The 17,591-nt window shown below is 52.8% G+C and carries 12 protein-coding genes; 11 read left to right on the plus strand and 1 reads right to left on the minus strand.

The window, feature by feature from the left end:
• The first annotated feature begins 272 nt into the window (after nucleotides 1-272).
• The 9 genes from KI379_RS05150 to KI379_RS05190 all read left to right on the plus strand — a co-directional run bounded on the left by KI379_RS05150 (nucleotide 273) and on the right by KI379_RS05190 (nucleotide 13,035).
• The gene (locus KI379_RS05150) at nucleotides 273-1,667 is read left to right on the plus strand and encodes an ABC transporter substrate-binding protein (RefSeq protein ID WP_212982952.1); all 1,395 of its coding nucleotides are present in this window, start codon (nucleotides 273-275) and stop codon (nucleotides 1,665-1,667) included.
• A gap of 94 nt (nucleotides 1,668-1,761) precedes the next feature.
• Complete coding sequence (locus KI379_RS05155; RefSeq protein ID WP_212982953.1) at nucleotides 1,762-4,641, plus strand: extracellular solute-binding protein; 2,880 nt, start codon at nucleotides 1,762-1,764, stop codon at nucleotides 4,639-4,641.
• A gap of 15 nt (nucleotides 4,642-4,656) precedes the next feature.
• Nucleotides 4,657-5,616, plus strand: a complete 960-nt coding sequence (locus KI379_RS05160) for a carbohydrate ABC transporter permease (protein ID WP_089546167.1) — start codon at nucleotides 4,657-4,659, stop codon at nucleotides 5,614-5,616.
• Between the two features lie 13 nt (nucleotides 5,617-5,629).
• Nucleotides 5,630-6,493: a carbohydrate ABC transporter permease gene (locus KI379_RS05165; RefSeq protein ID WP_212984614.1), complete on the plus strand. Its 864-nt coding sequence runs from the start codon at nucleotides 5,630-5,632 to the stop codon at nucleotides 6,491-6,493.
• Nucleotides 6,494-6,509: 16 nt separating this feature from the next.
• Nucleotides 6,510-7,976 carry a hypothetical protein gene (locus tag KI379_RS05170; RefSeq protein ID WP_212982954.1) on the plus strand — a complete coding sequence of 489 codons (1,467 nt, stop codon included), beginning with the start codon at nucleotides 6,510-6,512 and terminating at the stop codon, nucleotides 7,974-7,976.
• Complete coding sequence (locus KI379_RS05175; RefSeq protein ID WP_212982955.1) at nucleotides 7,966-8,592, plus strand: Yip1 family protein; 627 nt, start codon at nucleotides 7,966-7,968, stop codon at nucleotides 8,590-8,592. The genes KI379_RS05170 and KI379_RS05175 overlap by 11 nt, the downstream gene beginning before the upstream one ends.
• A 17-nt stretch (nucleotides 8,593-8,609) precedes the next feature.
• Nucleotides 8,610-11,165 (plus strand): DUF5696 domain-containing protein, encoded by a 2,556-nt coding sequence (locus KI379_RS05180; protein WP_212982956.1) that lies wholly within the window; start codon nucleotides 8,610-8,612, stop codon nucleotides 11,163-11,165.
• Nucleotides 11,162-12,070 (plus strand): carbohydrate ABC transporter permease, encoded by a 909-nt coding sequence (locus KI379_RS05185; protein ID WP_212982957.1) that lies wholly within the window; start codon nucleotides 11,162-11,164, stop codon nucleotides 12,068-12,070. Before KI379_RS05180 ends, KI379_RS05185 begins: the two co-directional genes overlap by 4 nt.
• 17 nt (nucleotides 12,071-12,087) lie before the next feature.
• Complete coding sequence (locus KI379_RS05190) at nucleotides 12,088-13,035, plus strand: carbohydrate ABC transporter permease (RefSeq protein ID WP_212982958.1); 948 nt, start codon at nucleotides 12,088-12,090, stop codon at nucleotides 13,033-13,035.
• Between the two features lie 120 nt (nucleotides 13,036-13,155).
• Here the strand turns inward: KI379_RS05190 and KI379_RS05195 are convergent, their stop codons facing one another.
• Nucleotides 13,156-13,932 (minus strand): helix-turn-helix transcriptional regulator, encoded by a 777-nt coding sequence (locus KI379_RS05195; protein ID WP_212982959.1) that lies wholly within the window; start codon nucleotides 13,930-13,932, stop codon nucleotides 13,156-13,158.
• A gap of 179 nt (nucleotides 13,933-14,111) precedes the next feature.
• On the opposite strand from KI379_RS05195, the gene KI379_RS05200 reads away from it, so the two are divergent.
• Together KI379_RS05200 and KI379_RS05205 are read left to right on the plus strand one after the other, a co-directional pair.
• Nucleotides 14,112-15,926: a family 43 glycosylhydrolase gene (locus KI379_RS05200; RefSeq protein WP_212982960.1), complete on the plus strand. Its 1,815-nt coding sequence runs from the start codon at nucleotides 14,112-14,114 to the stop codon at nucleotides 15,924-15,926.
• Nucleotides 15,927-15,943: 17 nt separating this feature from the next.
• The gene (locus KI379_RS05205; protein WP_212982961.1) at nucleotides 15,944-17,479 is read left to right on the plus strand and encodes a glycoside hydrolase family 43 protein; all 1,536 of its coding nucleotides are present in this window, start codon (nucleotides 15,944-15,946) and stop codon (nucleotides 17,477-17,479) included.
• Nucleotides 17,480-17,591: the final 112 nt, after the last annotated feature.

The following is a 17,591-nucleotide window of genomic DNA, read 5'->3' on the forward strand; positions in this document are numbered from 1 at the left end:
TTCCCCCCTATTTCTTTTTTGTAAATCATTGGCTCCGGTGAAACTGCTTATCTCTCATTATGAAAAAGAACCCGATCCCCAAACAATGTGCTTTTCTTTATATTGCTATCCGTTGTTTACTTATTGGCCATTTGTAATGTAAGGGGTTACAAGCAACCTATATTTTGACGGGTAGAATATCTAACTTACCACAGGTTGTTGCCCTTTCAATGTAAGCGCTACACTTTGAATGTAATTGGGATGCAAACCACTTTAACGGGGGGATTAGAGGAATGCGTATGGGAAAAATGATGCTGCTGCTCTGCACACTGTTGCTTGTGCTTTCGGCGTGCAGCAGCGGCGGCTCTAAAAGCGGGTCAAGCGCCGGTACGGCGGAGACGAGTACGGAGACGAGTACCGAGACTGCGGCAACCAACACCGATAATAAAGGTGCGGAAGAGAAGGATGCGGAGCAAACGTACAAGACGCCTGACATGGATTTCGACATGGGCGGAAGAACGATCAAGGTCGTATCGTGGTGGGATATGACGATTCCGGAGGATAACCCGGATAACATCCAGCGCAAAAAAAATCTGGAGGAGCTGGAGAAGAAGCATAACTTCAAAGTGGAATACGTCGCGATCGATTACGGCGAATACCAGCAAAAAGTGACGGCTTCCCTTCTGGCCGGCGAACCGCTTGGCGACATCGTCAGATTGGGCAAAACCTACACGATTCCGGCACTTGTGAAACAGGACCTGCTGTGGCCCGTCGATGAGTATACGAAAAATCCGGTAGCCTTTAACCAAAGTGTGACCAATCAATACATGCAATATAACGGTAGGGGTTACGGTTTCTCGGAAGGGCAGGGCAACAATGTCATGGGTATTTTCTACAACCGGACGCTCATGAGCAAGCTTGGCTTGAAGTCGCTTCAAGATTATGTCAATGAAGACAGCTGGAATTGGGATACGTTTTTGCAAGTGGCCAAAGAAGCCAACAAGGATACGAACAATGACGGCAAGCTTGATTCCTGGGGGCTCGCTAACCCGGCGCCGCTCGAATTTGCGCTCGCTTCCAACGAAACGAGCTTGACGAAGGACAACAAGCAAAACCTGGAAGATCCGAAAACGACCGAAGCGCTTAATTTTATTTCCAAGATTGCGACCGAAAAAGTGGCCAGACCAACGGAAGGCGGCGACTGGACGGAGCCGGGCCAATTTTTCCGTCAAGGCAACACGTTGATGTACACGGGAGCGCTCTATGAACTTAGCGGTTTCAAGAAGGATATGCCTGACGCGGATATCGGATTTGTTCCATTCCCTAAAGGGCCTAGTGCAAGCTCGTACCACTCTTACGAAGGCCTCTATCAATCTTTGTTCATCCCTAAGGCTGTGAAAGATCCGGATAAGCTGCTCTATATTTGGGAGAAGATCAACGACATCGATTCGATGTATGACTATCCGGACCAGGCCTACTATGAAACCTCATTCACGGATGAAAACGACATTAACAATGCGAAGGAAGTCGCCGCCAATTTGATTGTCCTCGACCACTTCACATTCCCGAACCTGAAGTTCTACGATTTCCTCGGCGAAATCACCAGCGGAACCTCGGTGTCTACGGTGGTGGAAAAGTACAAAGCGCCGTTCCAGGCAGCCATTGATGAGGTATACGGATCGAAATAATTTCACATGTTGAAGCAGCAGTCCCTATTAGAAATTTTTTTCTAACGGGGACTGTTATTGACATGACATGTCTCTTGCTTCAGGAGGGAGAAGCGTGAACAACCGAAAGAAGAGCTACGTCGCTGTCCTGCTCGTCCTTGCCATACTGGTGTCCATTTGGGCATTCTACCCTACCGGTTCATCCGAAATGCGGAGCGTTCAAGCCATGGCCGACTTTGCGGCTGTTACGGGATCGGGCGGGGATGACGGCGGCTACGATGCATATGTGAAAGCCCATTCGGATGCTAAGCGCCCGGATCAGGTTATCCGGATCGAGGGCGAGAGCTTTACCCAAACCGACGGGCCGGGATTCGAGGTTGTCCATCCGTCAGGGGAAACCGCCGTCCTCACGCCGGAGTCGGGTTCCATCAGCTGGAACGTGCCCATCGAACAGGCGGGCCTGTACAACATCCGAATCCGGTATTTGCCGGTTGAAGGCAAAAGTTCCGCGATCGAACGCGGGTTGACAATCAATCAACAGCTGCCCTTTAAGGGCGCCGACCTGGTTACGTTTGACCGGGTCTGGGGCAACCGGGACGACAAGATCGGTCGCGATGACAGAGGGAACGATCTGCGTCCGAGTCAGGTAGAGAAGCCGATCTGGCAGGTCGAATCCGTCACCGACCGCAGCGGTTATTATGACGAACCCTATTTGTTCTATTTTGACAAAGGCAATCAAAGCGTGACCTTGACGGCATTGCGTGAGCCTATGGCCATCGATTATATCGAGCTGTACCAGGAAGAAGCATTAAAGACGTACGCAGAAATCAAGAGCGATTATTCAACCGAAGGGCTGCAGCCGGTCAAAGACCAATACACTCTGATTCAGGCAGAGGATGCGGTGTATAAGTCCTCTCCGACCTTGTACCCGGTTTCTGACAGATCGAGCCCGACGGTTATTCCATACGATGTGTCCAAAATTCGGATCAACACGATCGGAGGGCTGAACTGGAAGCTGCCCGGACAATGGATCGAGTGGGAATTCGAAGCGCCGGAGGACGGCTTGTACCAGATCGCTTTAAAAGAGAAGCAGGATCAGCTGCGCGGCGTCTTCGCCACGCGAAGCCTGACGATTGACGGAAAGGTTCCGTTCAAGGAGATGAAGCGGATCCCTTTTGAATTCAGCAGGGACTGGAGCATGTACGTCTTGGGAGAGGATGAGCCGTACCTGTTTCATTTGACCCAAGGCAAGCACCGGATTCGCATGACGGTTTCCCTTGGCGAGCTGGCCCCGTTGATTCAGACGATCGAGTCAAGTGTGCTGCAGCTGAACGAAATGTACCGCAAAATTTTGATGATCACGTCCAATTCGCCCGATCCGTACCGGGACTACCAATTGGAGAAGCGGATCCCGGAAATGGCGGAGGTATTCCGCAAACAAGCCGAAACGATCCAGAGCGTGGCCGATTACCTGGAACAAGCGACAGGCGAACAGAGCGACAAGGTGGCCATTTTGCACACGATGGTCAAGCAGCTCCAAGAGATGGCCAAACGGCCGGATACGGTTGCGAACCGTTTGGAGGCCTTCAAGACCAACGTCGGCGGCCTGGGTACCTGGATTCTGACCGTCCGGGAACAGCCGCTTACACTGGATTATCTGGTCGTTTCCTCCCCGGATCATAAGCTGCCGAGAGCGGATGCGTCGTTTCTGCAGGTGGTGAAGCATGAAGCCGGGGCGCTTACCGCTTCTTATACCGAGGATTACGACAGCATCGGCAATACCGGCAAGCAGAAGCGGTCGACGACCGTTTGGATTACGACGGGACGGGATCAGGCACAGGTGTTGAAAAACCTGATCGATGATTCGTTTACCCCGAAATCGGGCATTTCGGTCAATCTGAAGCTCGTACCCGCCAACATCCTTCTGCCCGCGACGCTCGCCGGGGAAGGGCCGGACGTGGCAATGCAGATCGGCGAAGACGTGCCCGTGAACTATGCCATGCGGGGAGCCGCCGCCGATTTGTCGAAATTTGCCGATTATAACGAAGTCGCATCCCGCTTTCGCGACAGCGGATTGGTGCCTTACGAATATGACGGAGGCGTCTACGCGCTGCCGGAGCAGCAGTCGTTCCCGATGCTCTTTTACCGCAAGGATATCCTGAAGGAGCTTAACCTGGAGCCGCCCCAGACGTGGCAGGATATCTATAACATGATTTCGGTTTTGCAGAAGCACAACATGGAATTTTATCTGCCGATTGAGGCCGCCAACGCGAGCCTGGTGCCGAACCCGACGTTCTCCATGCTGCTGTACCAGAACGGCGGCGAATTCTACCGGGACGGCGGCAGAAAGAGCGCGCTGGATTCCGAAATCTCCATGGATGCCTTCAAGAAATGGACGCAGTTCTATACGAGCTACAAGTTCCCGCTGTTGGCCGACTTTCCGAACCGGTTCCGCACCGGCGAAATGCCGATCGGCATTGCGGATTATACGACGTACAACATGCTGACCGTCCTCGCGCCGGAGATCAAGGGGCTATGGGAATTTACCATGGTGCCCGGCACGGAGAAGAACGGCACGATCCATCATGAAGTGGCAAGCCACACGACCGGCGTGATGATGCTCGAGGGCGCACGGGATCAAGAGGCGGCTTGGGAGTTCATGAAATGGTGGACGGATAAGGATACCCAAATCGCATACGGCCGCGAGATGGAAGGGCTGATGGGCGAGGCTGCCCGTTATCCGACAGCCAACGTCGAGGCGCTTGAGGAGCTGCCTTGGCCGGTTAAAGACTATCGAAATTTGGAGAACCAGTGGAAATGGGTCCGGGGAATCCCGCAGGTTCCGGGCGGCTATTTTACCGGCCGGCATCTGGACAACGCATTCCGCAAAGTCGTCAACGCCAGCGAGAATCCCCGTGAGGCTTTGTCGGATTACCTCTTGTACATCAATGACGAAATTGCGGTCAAGCGGAAGGAATTCAATTTACCTGAATAGTAAGGGGGGAATCGGATGCAAGCCGAAACAACCAGCCCGTCCGCCGTATCGAGCCTCGTGCAGCCGAAAAAGCAGTCGCGGCTGGCCAACGTCTGGAGAGAGCTGAAGAAAAACAAGCATTATTACATCCTGATGAGTCCGTACATGCTGATCTTTTTTGCCTTTACGGTGGTTCCGGTCGTTTTCTCGATCGTTCTCAGCTTCTTTTATTTCAATATGCTGGAATTCCCCCGGTTTGTCGGGTGGCAGAACTACTCCAGATTGTTTTTGAATGATGACGTCTTTATGATCGCTTTGAAAAATACGCTGCTGTTTGCGGTCATTTGCGGACCGATCAGCTACATTGCCTGCTTTCTGTTTGCATGGATTATCAATGAGCTGTCCCCGAAGGTCCGCGCATTGATGACGCTTGTTTTCTATGCGCCGTCGATTTCCGGCAACGTTTTCTTTATTTGGCTCATTATTTTTTCAGGCGACAGATACGGCTATTTGAACGGCTTTTTAATTAAATTCGGCTTTATGCTGGAACCGATCCAATGGCTGACGAACGAGAAGTACATTTTGCCGATCATCATGATCGTCCAGCTGTGGCTCAGCCTTGGTACCAGCTTCCTGGCTTTTATCGCGGGATTGCAGACGATCGACAAGTCCCTGATTGAAGCCGGAGCGATCGACGGCATCCGCAACCGCTGGCAGGAGCTGTGGTTCATTACGCTGCCGTCCATGAGGCCGCAGCTGATGTTCGGTGCGGTTATGCAGATCACCAGCTCGTTTGCAGTGGCCGATATCTCGGTGGCGCTCGCCGGTTTTCCCAGTGTCAACTACGCGGGGCATACGATCGTCACGCACTTGATGGATTACGGAACGATCCGCTTTGAAATGGGGTATGCGTCCGCGATTGCGACGGTGCTGTTCGCCATGATGCTCGGTGCCAACAAATTGACGCAGCGATTGCTCAGAAAGGTAGGGGAGTGATTTGGTGACGAGAATGATGGCCGCCTTTCGCATGCCGAGAAGGCTGAACCGCTCTTTTACCGTCAGCTTTATGCTGTTCGCGTTCCTGGCCGTATTCGGCGCATTCATGGCGCTGCCGCTGATCTACGCCGTTAATAATGCTTTTAAACCGCTGAACGAACTGTTCCTGTTTCCGCCGCGTTTCTTCGTGAACAATCCGACGATGGACAACTTTTACGATTTGGTGGCGTTGATGGGAAATTCCTGGGTTCCGCTGTCCCGGTATATCGTGAATACGCTCTTCATTACGATTGTAGGGACCGTCGGCCATATCCTGCTGTCTTCCGCCGCGGCTTATCCGCTGGCAAAATACCGTTTTCCCGGGTCCAGGATCCTGTTCTCGATCGTCGTCATGTCCTTGATGTTTTCCGGGCATGTTACGGCGATTCCCAACTATATGGTGATGTCGTGGCTCGGCTGGATCAATACGCACGCATCGATTGTCGTCCCGTCGCTTGCGTTCCCGCTAGGCTTATTCCTGATGAAGCAGTTCATGGAACAGATTCCGGATGCCCTGCTGGAAGCGGCCAAAATCGACGGGGCGAACGAATACCGGATTTATTGGACGATCGTCATGCCCAATGTGAAGCCTGCTTGGCTAACGCTGATGATTTTGCAGTTTCCGATGCTGTGGGGCTCGGACGGGGGCAATTTCATTTACAGCGAGAACCTCAAAACCCTTCACTACGCCTTAGGTCAAATCACCGCGGGCGGGATTGCCCGGGCCGGCGTGGGAGCTGCCGTCGCGCTGATTCTGATGGTCGTGCCGATTACACTCTTTATCATTTCGCAGAGCAACGTCCTTCAGACGATGGCGACCTCCGGAATGAAAGAATAGAGGGGAGACTAGCACGATGCGAATGAGCATACCGAAAGTGAAAAAGTACCTCCTGGTGGCTGCCCTCTGCTGCCTGCTGGGGACGAATTTAGGCGTAAATGCGGCTCACGCCGAAGGCAGCGCCTCCTACAACTATTCCTTCTGGAATGATACGACGCCGGCTCCTGCCGCGTATGAGGCCACGTCCTTGCTGAACGGCGCGCAGCTTGGCGTAGGCCCCTTCAAAAACCCAAGCGACATCCACGTAACGGCCGACAAAGAGATTTACGTGCTCGATTCCGGCAACAACCGCATCGTCATCCTTGACGAGCATTTTAAGCCGGTTAAGGTGGTGGATTCCTTTGACCACAAGGGGAAGAAAGATACGTTCAATAACCCGCAAGGGATTTTCGTGACCGACCGGAAAGAGCTCTTTATCGCCGATACGGGCAATAAACGGGTGGTTCATCTGGATTCAAACTTAAGGGTGGCGGGGGTGCTTGAAGCGCCGAAGTCCGACCTGCTGCAGGCCAATTTCGATTTTCAGCCGGTTCGGGTGGTTGTTGACACGGCGCAGCGGATCTACGTCATGTCGACCGGCGTATTTGACGGTTTTATGGAATTCAATCCGGACGGAGCGTTCACCTCGTTCATCGGCGCCAACCGGGTGACGGTTGATCCTGTGGAGCTGTTCTGGAAAAGGATGTCTACGCAGGCGCAGCGGAGCCAAATGGTGATGTTCACGCCTACCGAATTCACAAATCTGGATATGGATGACGAAGGCTTCATTTACGCAACAAGCGGTGACTACTCGAATAACCCGATCAAAAAACTGAACGCTCAGGGCAACGATATTCTCCGGCGGACGGGATATCTCAGCCTGGTGGGGGATATCCGGTATTCAAAAGATATCGGCCCTTCACGGCTGATCGATATCGATGTCACCGACAGTGAGTTGTATTCGGTCCTCGACTCCAAGCGGGGCAGAATCTTCACTTACAGCGGGGATGGACATCTGATGTACATATTCGGCGGCTTGGGCAATCAAATGGGCCAATTTAACACCCCCGCGGCGATTGAACGGGTCGGGGACGATTTTCTTGTACTGGATAAGGCATTCGGCGAGATAACGGTGTTTCAGACAACAGCGTACGGCCGGATGTTGAACGAAGCGGTCCGGAGCTACTATAGGGGCGATGAGGAAAAGGCGTTTGATCTCTATCAACAGGCGATCAATATGAATGCGAACCTGGAATTTGCTTATTCCGGCGTGGGCAAGGCCCTCCTTCGGAAAGGGGACTACAAAGGGGCTATGCAGTATTTCAAGGAAAGCTATGATCAAGCCAATTATTCAAAGGCGTACCTGCTTTACCGCAAAGAGGTGATGAGAGAATACTTCCCGGCAGTCATGACCGGATTGATCGTGCTCGCCGCAGCTCTCCTGCTCTTCAAAAAGCTCCGGAAGCGGATGAGGAGACAAGGAGGTGTTAGGATTGAATCGTGAGCTCGTAAAATACCCGTTTTATCTCATCGTGCATCCGTTTAACGCCTATTGGGACCTGAAATACGAACGAAACAAGCGGCACACGCTGATCGCTTCCTTGATTATTTTGTTTTTGATGATCCTCACCAATGTCCTTAGCAACCAGTACAGCGGCTTCCTGGTCAAAATCACCAATCCGGATGATATGAACAGCCTGATGGAAGTGGTGTACATCGTTGTCCCGGTTTTGTTCTGGTGCGTGGCCAACTGGTCGCTGACGACGCTCATGGACGGCGAAGGGAAGTTCGTAGACATTTTTACGTCGACGTGCTTTGCTCTTGTTCCGATGATGATCATCAACTTCCCGTGGATCTGGCTGAGCAATGTCATATCGCTGCAAGAGACGGCGTTTTATAACTTCTGCAGCACCGCGGCCTTCCTCTGGTCGGCGTATCTTTTGTTCGTCGGCAACATGACCGTGCATCAATACTCGCCGTCGAAAACCATCGGGACGATCCTGCTGACGATCGTGGCGATGGGCTTTATGGCTTTTATCTGCCTGCTGTTTTTCGGACTGATTCAGCAGATGATTTCGTTCGTTCACGTCATTTATCAGGAAATCATGCTGAGAAACTAAAGAAAGGAGGAGAAACCATGCGCAAAGCCAGAATCGCCCTGTGGCTCCCGGTACTGATGGCGGGGATCGCGCTGGCCGGCTGTGCTGATTCGAACGCCGCCCGCTCCGGGGCCAATGATGCACCGGCTGCAGTTGGATTCACCAAGGGCCAGCCTTTGAAGGCGACTTTCACCGACGCCCGCGCAGCCGGCATGAAAGGCGTAGCCGAAAATGAACGACTGCGGCTGTTCGTGGACGAGAGTACGGGCGCTATTGCTGTGTTAAATAAGGAAACCGGAGAGACGTGGTACAGCAACCCGCCGGAGCAGGGCAAGGACCCGCTCGCCTCGGGGGTGAACAAAGCCAACCTTTCTTCCCAGCTCAAGATCGATTATTACAACAATTTCGGCCAGGTGAATTCCATCAATACGTTCACGGACAGCGTCTCGCATAAGCAGATCAAATTCGAACCGATCCCAAGCGGGGTAAGGGTGACGTACCAGTTCGGAACTGCCGTGAAGTCGGCAGCCGATTTGCCGATGATGCTCAGCAGCGAGCGGATCGAGGCGATGCTGGGCAAGCTGGACAAAACGGGTCAGCGGGCTCTGAAAATCGCCTATAAAGAAGATCCGGATAAAAAGGTGTATGTCCGTAACGACAGCGCCTTAAATGGACTGCAGCTCGATCGGGCCTTCAAGGCATTTGACGATGCCGGATATACGGAAGAGGACCTCATGAAGGACATGGAGGAGCTGCATTTTACACAGGAGAAGCCGGAACCTCGGATATTCCTTGCATCGATCGAATATGCTCTGGACGGCGGCAGCCTAGTCGCCAAAATCCCTTCATCCGGTATTCAATATCCGAGCGCATATCCGATCGGGAATATTTCCTTTCTCAGCTTTTTTGGCGCCGGCAGTTCCAAGGAGAAGGGGGCGATCTTCGTGCCGGACGGATCCGGTGCGCTCATCCACTTCAACAACGGGAAGAAGCAGTATCCCGCTTACCAGCAGCCGGTGTACGGGGAAGACCTGACGATGAAGACGACCGAGGATGCCAAGACCGAGCAGGCCGTCCGGCTGCCGGTGTTCGGCATCATCCGGGAAAGCGGCGCGATCCTCGGCATCATCGAGGAAGGCGCATCGGCCGCGGCCATTCATGCCGATATTAGCGGAAAGCTGAACAGCTATAACTATGTATATCCCAGCTTCAATGTCATGAACAAAGGAGAAGTGACACTGCAAGCGAACGGCCAGGAGCGTACGCTACCCAGGTTCCAGGAACAGGCGATGAAAACGGACTTTACGGTCCGGTACGCGTTCCTGAACAAAGAGGAGGCTTCTTACCAAGGCTTGGCCCGCTACTACCAGCGTTATTTGGAGCAGCATGGAGGTCTCCCTAAGCCAGATGAGGCTACCGCAGGTACGACAGATACGCCGTTCTACCTGCAGCTGGTCGGCGGCATCGCCAAAGAAAAGCATTTCGCCGGCATTCCTTACCGGACGATCGAGCCTCTCACGACGTTCGAACAGTCGGAGGATATTATCAACCAGATGAAGAGCCGCGACATCTCCAACATCAAACTGAAACTTTCGGGCTGGTTCAATGGCGGGATGGATCATGAGGTTCCGGATCACATTTCGGTCGACAAAGCGGTCGGCGGCAGCAATGGATTGCGGAGCTTCCTGTCGTTCACGAGGGATCAAGGGGTTTCTTTCTTTCCTGATGTAGCCGTTTTGACCGCGAATACAGGAAAGGGATTCAACGAGAACGCGAATGCTGCGAGAACGCTGAGAGGCGTTCCTGCTGCTCTTTATCCGCTTGATCAGGCACTCAATCGAAGGGACCGGGATAAGCCGCCTTCTTATGTTGTATCACCTCGGCTTACTGTTCCCTATACCAAGTCGGTGCTGGAGGGCTTGAAGGGGTATCAGACAGGCGGCATTTCACTCCGGGATCTCGCCGATCAGCTCAACAGCGATTACCGCAAGCACAATCAGCTGGATCGCACGCAGTCCGAGAAACTATCGGTTCAGGCGCTGGGCAGTATCTCGCAGCAAAATTTGAAGGTCATGGCAGACGGCGGCAACGCTTATGCGCTTCCATTCTTGTCGGATATTACGAACGCGCCGATGTCCGGCAGCCGATTCAAGATCGAGGACGAAGAGATCCCATTCTATCAAATGGTCATTCGGGGGGCCGTCGACTACACGGGAAGCCCGTTTAACCTGTCAACCTATACGGATGAACGGCAGTATATCCTGAGATGCCTCGAATACGGAGCGGGCGTGTACTTCGAATGGATTCATGAACCGAATGACAAAGTAAAGGATACGGATTATAACGAGTTGTATGCCGTCCATTACAAGCAGTGGATCGACCAGGCCGCCGAAATGTACCGCGAGGTGAACGATGTGCTGAAGAACGTCCGGAATGAGCCGATCACGGGCCATGAGAAGCTTGGCGAAGGCGTGTTCAAGACCGTGTACGGGAACGGCGTATACGTCATTGTGAACTATAACCGTACAGATGTGACGGTGGACGGCCAAACGGTGAAAGCCGAGAGCTATTTGACGGGTGGTGTGCAATCTTGAAGTCGATCATGAAAATCGGTGCGAAGCGGCGGACGTACGCCGAACAGAAGGCGCTTTGGGGCTTTATCTACGTTTTGCCGTGGCTGCTCGGATTCCTTCTCTTTTTTCTGATACCCTTAATTTCCTCATTAAGGTACAGCTTCAGCTCCATCGAAGCCAATGCTAACGGCATGAACATCAGCTTTATCGGCATCTCCAATTACGTGGAAGCCCTTTCGGTCAATACGAGCTTTAACCGTACGCTGACGACCTCGATCGTAAACATGGTCATCAACGTGCCGCTCATTGTGATCTTCAGCCTGTTTTTGGCTGTACTGCTGAACCAAAGGTTTGTCGGCAGAGCCATTGCCAGATCGATCTTTTTCCTTCCGGTCATCCTGGCGTCCGGAGTCATTGCGAATTTGGAGACATCCAGCCTCGTTCAGGCCATCAATGAGCAGAACGCCGGCGGTGCCGTGAGCGGCCTGGGGACCAGCGAGCTGACGCGGATCATGGTCAATTCCGGTGTCAGCGATAACATCGTCGCGTACCTGACCAGCGCCGTGGATCGCATCTACCAGATCGTCAGCCAGTCGGGCGTGCAAATTCTGATCTTCCTGGCAGGGATCCAGTCGGTATCCCCCCAGCTGTATGAGGCATCCAAGATCGAGGGAGCGACCGGTTACGAAGCGTTTTGGAAAATCACGCTGCCCATGGTCAGTCCGCTCATCCTGGTCAACGTGATTTATACGGTGATCGACTCGTTCTCCCGGAGCGAAATGACGACGCTGATCAGGGAAACGGGATTTACGAATTTCAATTTCGGACTCAGCTCAGCGATGGCCTGGATTTACTTCCTGGCGATCATGGTTATTTTGCTAATCATTACGTTTTTCATTTCCAAAAGAATTTTCTATCAAGAATAGAAGGAGCGTGAGCAGCGTTGATCATCGCCCGTTTGTTGTCGCTCGAAAGCTGGAAGCGCTGGCTGTGGACCGTCGTGCGGCTGGTTCTGATGGCGGGACTGTCGTTTGTCATTCTGTACCCCATTCTTCAAAAGATTTCAACGGCCATCAAGGACAAGAGCGATCTGTATTCGCCAATCGTCGTCTTTATCCCGGAGCATTATTCGCTGGACAATTTCAAAAAAGCCATCTCGATCATGGATTATTGGCACACGCTGTTCAATACGTTTACGTTATCGGCCATGACGACGATCCTGACGGCCGTGTCCTGCGCGTTTGCAGGCTACGCTTTCGCGCGGCTTAAATTCAAAGGCAGCAATTTGCTCTTTGGAGGCGTCATTCTGACCATTCTGGTGCCGCCAACGACTATTCTGATACCGATCTACATGAATTTGAAGGATTTCAGCCTCATGGGGCTGATCCCGCTGCTGACCGGGAAGTCGGTGAACCTGCTGGATTCGTACTGGCCTTTCTTTCTAACCTCAGTCACCGCAAACTCGCTGAAGGCGGGACTCTACATTTTTATTTTCAGGCAGTTTTTCCGGGGGATCCCGAAAGAAGTGGAGGAGGCGGCTTATATCGATGGGGCGGGCGTAAGCAAAACTTTTATGCGCATCATGCTCCCGAATGCCGTTCCGGCCATCGTTACCGTGCTGTTGTTTTCGTTCGTATGGCAGTGGAATGACAGCTTCTTTACGACAACGTATTTAACGTCGGGCACAGTGATGTCCACCCAACTGGCGTCGCTGCCGCACAACCTTTCCATCATGCTCGAGGGCGGGGTGGCGACCAACAAGGATCCTTTCTATATGAGCATGGTCCAGGATACCGGCATCTTGCTGGCGATCCTGCCGCTGATCATTATTTATTTGTTCGTGCAGCGTTACTTTGTGGAAAGCATCGAACGGACCGGCATCGTCGGGTAAGGTTGGATTATGGTATTAACGAAAAAGCAGCATGCGGGACCGCATGCTGCTGCTCTATTTTAGTTATCTATAAGGAGAAGGTTTCTATTGGAAACCGATAGAAAGCTGCTTGATTTAATCTCATAGCCGTAAATCAACCGACTGCCGGTACTCACGAGGCGTGCAGCCCACGATACGCCGGAATTGTCTGGAGAAATGCTCGACATTTTTGTAACCGCACAGCTCGCTGATATCAGCGATTCGGAGCGATCCGTGGATCAGCCTTTCCTTGGCGAGGCGGATTCTGCACTGGATAACGTCGTCCATGCAGGAAATCCCGAAAGTCGCCTTATACAGCGTTTGCAGGTACCCAGGGCTCAAATGAACGTCATCGGCCATGGAACGGACGCTCCATTCAGCACCGGGACGGTTATGGATCGCCTTGCGCAGATTCAGCAGTTTCTGGTAATGCGGCGAATTTTCCTTGGATTGAAAAGCTTCGAGCAGCTTGTTGAACAAGATCCGAAACAGGTAGTCGATCGAGAGCTCCCGGTAATCGCAGCTGAAAAAATTTTCGGTGGCCAGAAGCTGAAACAGCTGGCGGCAGTATCCGGGATCCGGCACCGGAATCGGAACGCCCCGCGGAAGTGTTGTTTCCAAAACGTAGGATTCGTCCGTCTCGAAACGGACCCAGTCATTCACAAATTGGCCTGAACAGGCGCGGTACATAATCTTTTGCCTAGGGGGAAAGAGAACGGCACAGTTTGCCGGGTACTCCCGGATTTCTCCTTGAACCCAGAACTCGGCCGGCGTTTGCGTAAGAATCAGCAGCCAAAAATCATGTCCATCCGGAATGTCATAAATAAAGTCACCAGGATGGGCGGCATCATATCCGACATAGTAAATGGATGTCGTCATCACGATCTCCAATCTTAGAATAGATCAAATTTCTGTCAGCATAGATCATTCATTGCTGAGATGTCCTAATTTATAATTTCATAGTAAACGCAATATAAAGTCAATAGAATAATCAGAAATGGCGTTACTCCGTCAGCAAATCCGTATTTGAAATGATCAATAAAGGTGAGGACCATGCCATGATATTGAAAAGCGAATATATCAAAGTACTATGCTATACCCGAACTCCGCAGGAGGACATCATCTATGCACCTAGGCTGGCGTACAGCATGCATCTTGCCTATAGCGAGAACGACAGGGACTTCCAAGCCTTGAACCATAATTCAGGCGTCCTGTTCGCCAAGGCCACGAATCATGAAAACGGGACGCTCCGTGCCAAAAGCCTGAAAAATCCGTACCTCTTCCACATGGCCGACGGAAAATTCGGTGTCGTTGCCGTACGGACGGAGGCGGATGGACAGCAGGATGAAGAGAGCCGAGGGGCGGTGCTGTTCTTTACTTCCGACGATTTGCTGCAGTATCAAGAAATTGGGCTTGTTGATTTGAAGAGCGATGCTTACGCCCATGATGTTGCTTGCGAGTACGATGAATCAAACCAGGCATACGTCATCCGCTGGAGCGACGGGAAGGGCGGCAGCTACCAAAATAAGATTCAGGACCTTTATGATTTGGCTGGCGCCGGGACTCCGGAAAAAGTGGAGGCGTTTACTCTGGAAGCCGTATCAGCCGACATTGAAGGCGTCCAGCCCCGTAACGTGATCCGCGTTCCGCGGGAAACGGCACAACGCCTCATATGCCGGCTTACGGTCCCCGAGAATGTCGCTATTGAAATTCCGGATGGCATCAAGGCGGCATCGGCCGAGGATTTGAAATCGCTCAAAGCGACCGCGGTATACAGTGACGGCACCACGGCCCCCAAAGCCGTGGACTGGGATACGGCAGCGGTTTGCTGGGATCAGGCGGGAACCTATCGGGTGAAGGGAAGGGTTCGTCAGGAGCATTATGCGTTTCCGATCGCGTCGAACCGGGCGGATCCCTGCATCGCGAAATGGAACGGCAAGTATTATTTCATTGCGACCAACGACGCCGACGGCAACCGAACCTTGTATATCCGGGAAGCAGAGACGATATCCGGTCTGGTTCATGCCGGCGAGTCTTTAATTTTGGATACACAAACCTATGATCACATTAAAGGGCTGTTATGGGCGCCCGAGTTCCATATTATCGAGGACGGGCTGTACATTTTTCATGCGGCAACGACAGGCGAATTTTTCTATGAAGAGTGCCACGTGATGAAGCTGCGCGAGGGTGGGGACCCCACTTGCGCCGCTGATTGGTCGATGCCCCGGCGCGTCGTCAGGAAAGACGGTACCGAGTTATGCGAGGCGGGCAAGGTGATCTCCCTGGACATGACCGTCATCCAGGTGAACGGGGAATGTTACGCTGCTTGGTCGGAGCGGCAGTTCTTGCCTGTAGATCTTGGCGCCTGGGTTTATATCGCGAAATTGGATCCGAAGGAGCCGTGGAGGCTGACGAGCGATCCGGTGCTGCTGACCAAGCCGGACTTTGGCTGGGCCAATAACCATACCTTTGTCGATGAAGGGCCGTTTGCTTTGATCCGGGGCGGCAGGATTTTTCTAACCTTCTCGAGCGCGGCGGTAGACGCTACTTATTGTGTAGGCCTGCTGACCGCCGACGCGAATGCGGACCTGCTGGATCCCGGCAGCTGGACGAAGGGCAATTATCCGCTGCTGACGTCGAGAAGCGTCCCGGGCGAATACGGTCCGGGCCACAATTCTTATATTACCGATGACGATGGCGTCACTTGGAACGTATATCATGCCCGACCTGGAGTAGAGGGGCCAAGAGGCTCCGGAATCCGCCGCGTTCATTTCGGTATGGACGGATATCCGGTGCTTGATTTAACGGAAGAAAGGGATTTGAATCCGGCTTTGGCCGAGGTGTCGATCGAAATCATTGTACAACGCGATTAGGAAGGGGCAGAGAGAACATGTATCCAAATCCGATTATATGGGCCGATTATCCGGATCTTGACGTGATCCGGGTAGAGGATACCTACTATATGGTGAGCACGACGATGCACATGATGCCGGGCTGCGTCATTCTTCGATCATACGACCTGATTCAGTGGGAGGTGGCTTCACATGTGTACGACGTACTGGACAATACGCCCGCACAGCGGCTCGAAGATGGCCAACATATTTACGGCCAGGGCATGTGGGCGCCATCTTTTCGTTACCACAAGGGAAAATTCTACGTCATCTTCGTGGCGAACGATACCCGCCGGACTTACCTGTACACGGCAGATAGCGTAACCGGTCCATGGACGAAGCAATACATCGAGGGTTTTTATCACGACTGCTCCCTGCTGTTTGACGATGATGGCCGGACGTATCTGATTTACGGGAATGCCGAGATTCACCTGCTCGAATTGAAGGAGGATCTTTCCGGTCCCAAACCCGGCGGGCTGAACCGCGTTATCGTGAAAGAAAGCGAGCCGTACCATCTCGGGTACGAAGGTGCCCACTTTTATAAGATCGACGGCAGGTATTATGCTTTCCTTATCCATATTTCGAAGGCTTCAGGGCGCCGAACGCAGGCCTGCTTTGCAGCGGATTCCCTGGAGGGCGAATTTACGGGCGGAGAGGTTTTTAATGACGATATGGGGTATTTCAATTCAGGCGTAGCGCAGGGCGGCATCGTGGATACGCCGGACGGGAAATGGGTGGCTGTGCTGTTTCAGGATCACGGCGCCGTCGGCCGGATTCCGGTGCTTGTTCCGCTGCGTTTTGAGAACGGTTTTCCGGTATTCGCCAAAGCAGCACCCCCAATGATCGAGCTGCCAAGCACAAGACCGGGGTATACCTACCAGCCTTTGGTTGGAAGCGACGACTTTGATTACACGCCGGACGAAGACGGTAAAGTACGCCTGAAGGATGTTTGGCAGTGGAATCATACGCCTGACGATGCATTATGGTCCGTAACGGACAAACCGGGAGTCTACCGGGTCACATCCGGCAAGATCAGCCCCAATTTGACGTTCGCGGTCAATACGCTGACGCAGCGCGCCATGGGACCGGCATGCGAAGTGACGGTCACGCTGGACGGCAGCGGGCTGAAGGATGGCGATTATGCTGGCTTATGCTTTTTGATGGGTACGTACGGCTTGATCGCCTTGACCAAGGAGGCCGGCCGCTCCTACCTGGTGATGCTGGCCAGAGAGGCCGAAGACCGCTCCATATTCGGCAAACTTGTCGACGAAGAGCCCGGGACGGAACTCGCCAGAATTCCCGTTTCCGGAAACGTCGTCACACTCAAGACGATCGGCAATTTCGTGAACAATGCGGATGAGTGTATGTTTTATTACCGGGATGACGCGGATTGGAGGCAGCTCGGGATTACACACAAGATGGTATACAAGCTGGACCATTTTATGGGATGCCGCATAGGTCTGTTTTTGTTCTCCACCCGGGAGGTCGGAGGGACGGCGGATTTTTCCGATTTTCAATACCAGGTCCTGAAGTAACCAGACTTCCGTTCGCTCCTTTTGCAAAGGGGATGTTCCTCTGGGAATGTCCTCGTTTGCGCTGGATGTTATTTTGAAAGTCGCAAGGTGTGGTCAAAGACAACCATACTTT

This window comes from Paenibacillus cineris (assembly GCF_018333335.1).
Taxonomy (GTDB): Bacteria; Bacillota; Bacilli; order Paenibacillales; family Paenibacillaceae; genus Paenibacillus_AQ; species Paenibacillus_AQ favisporus.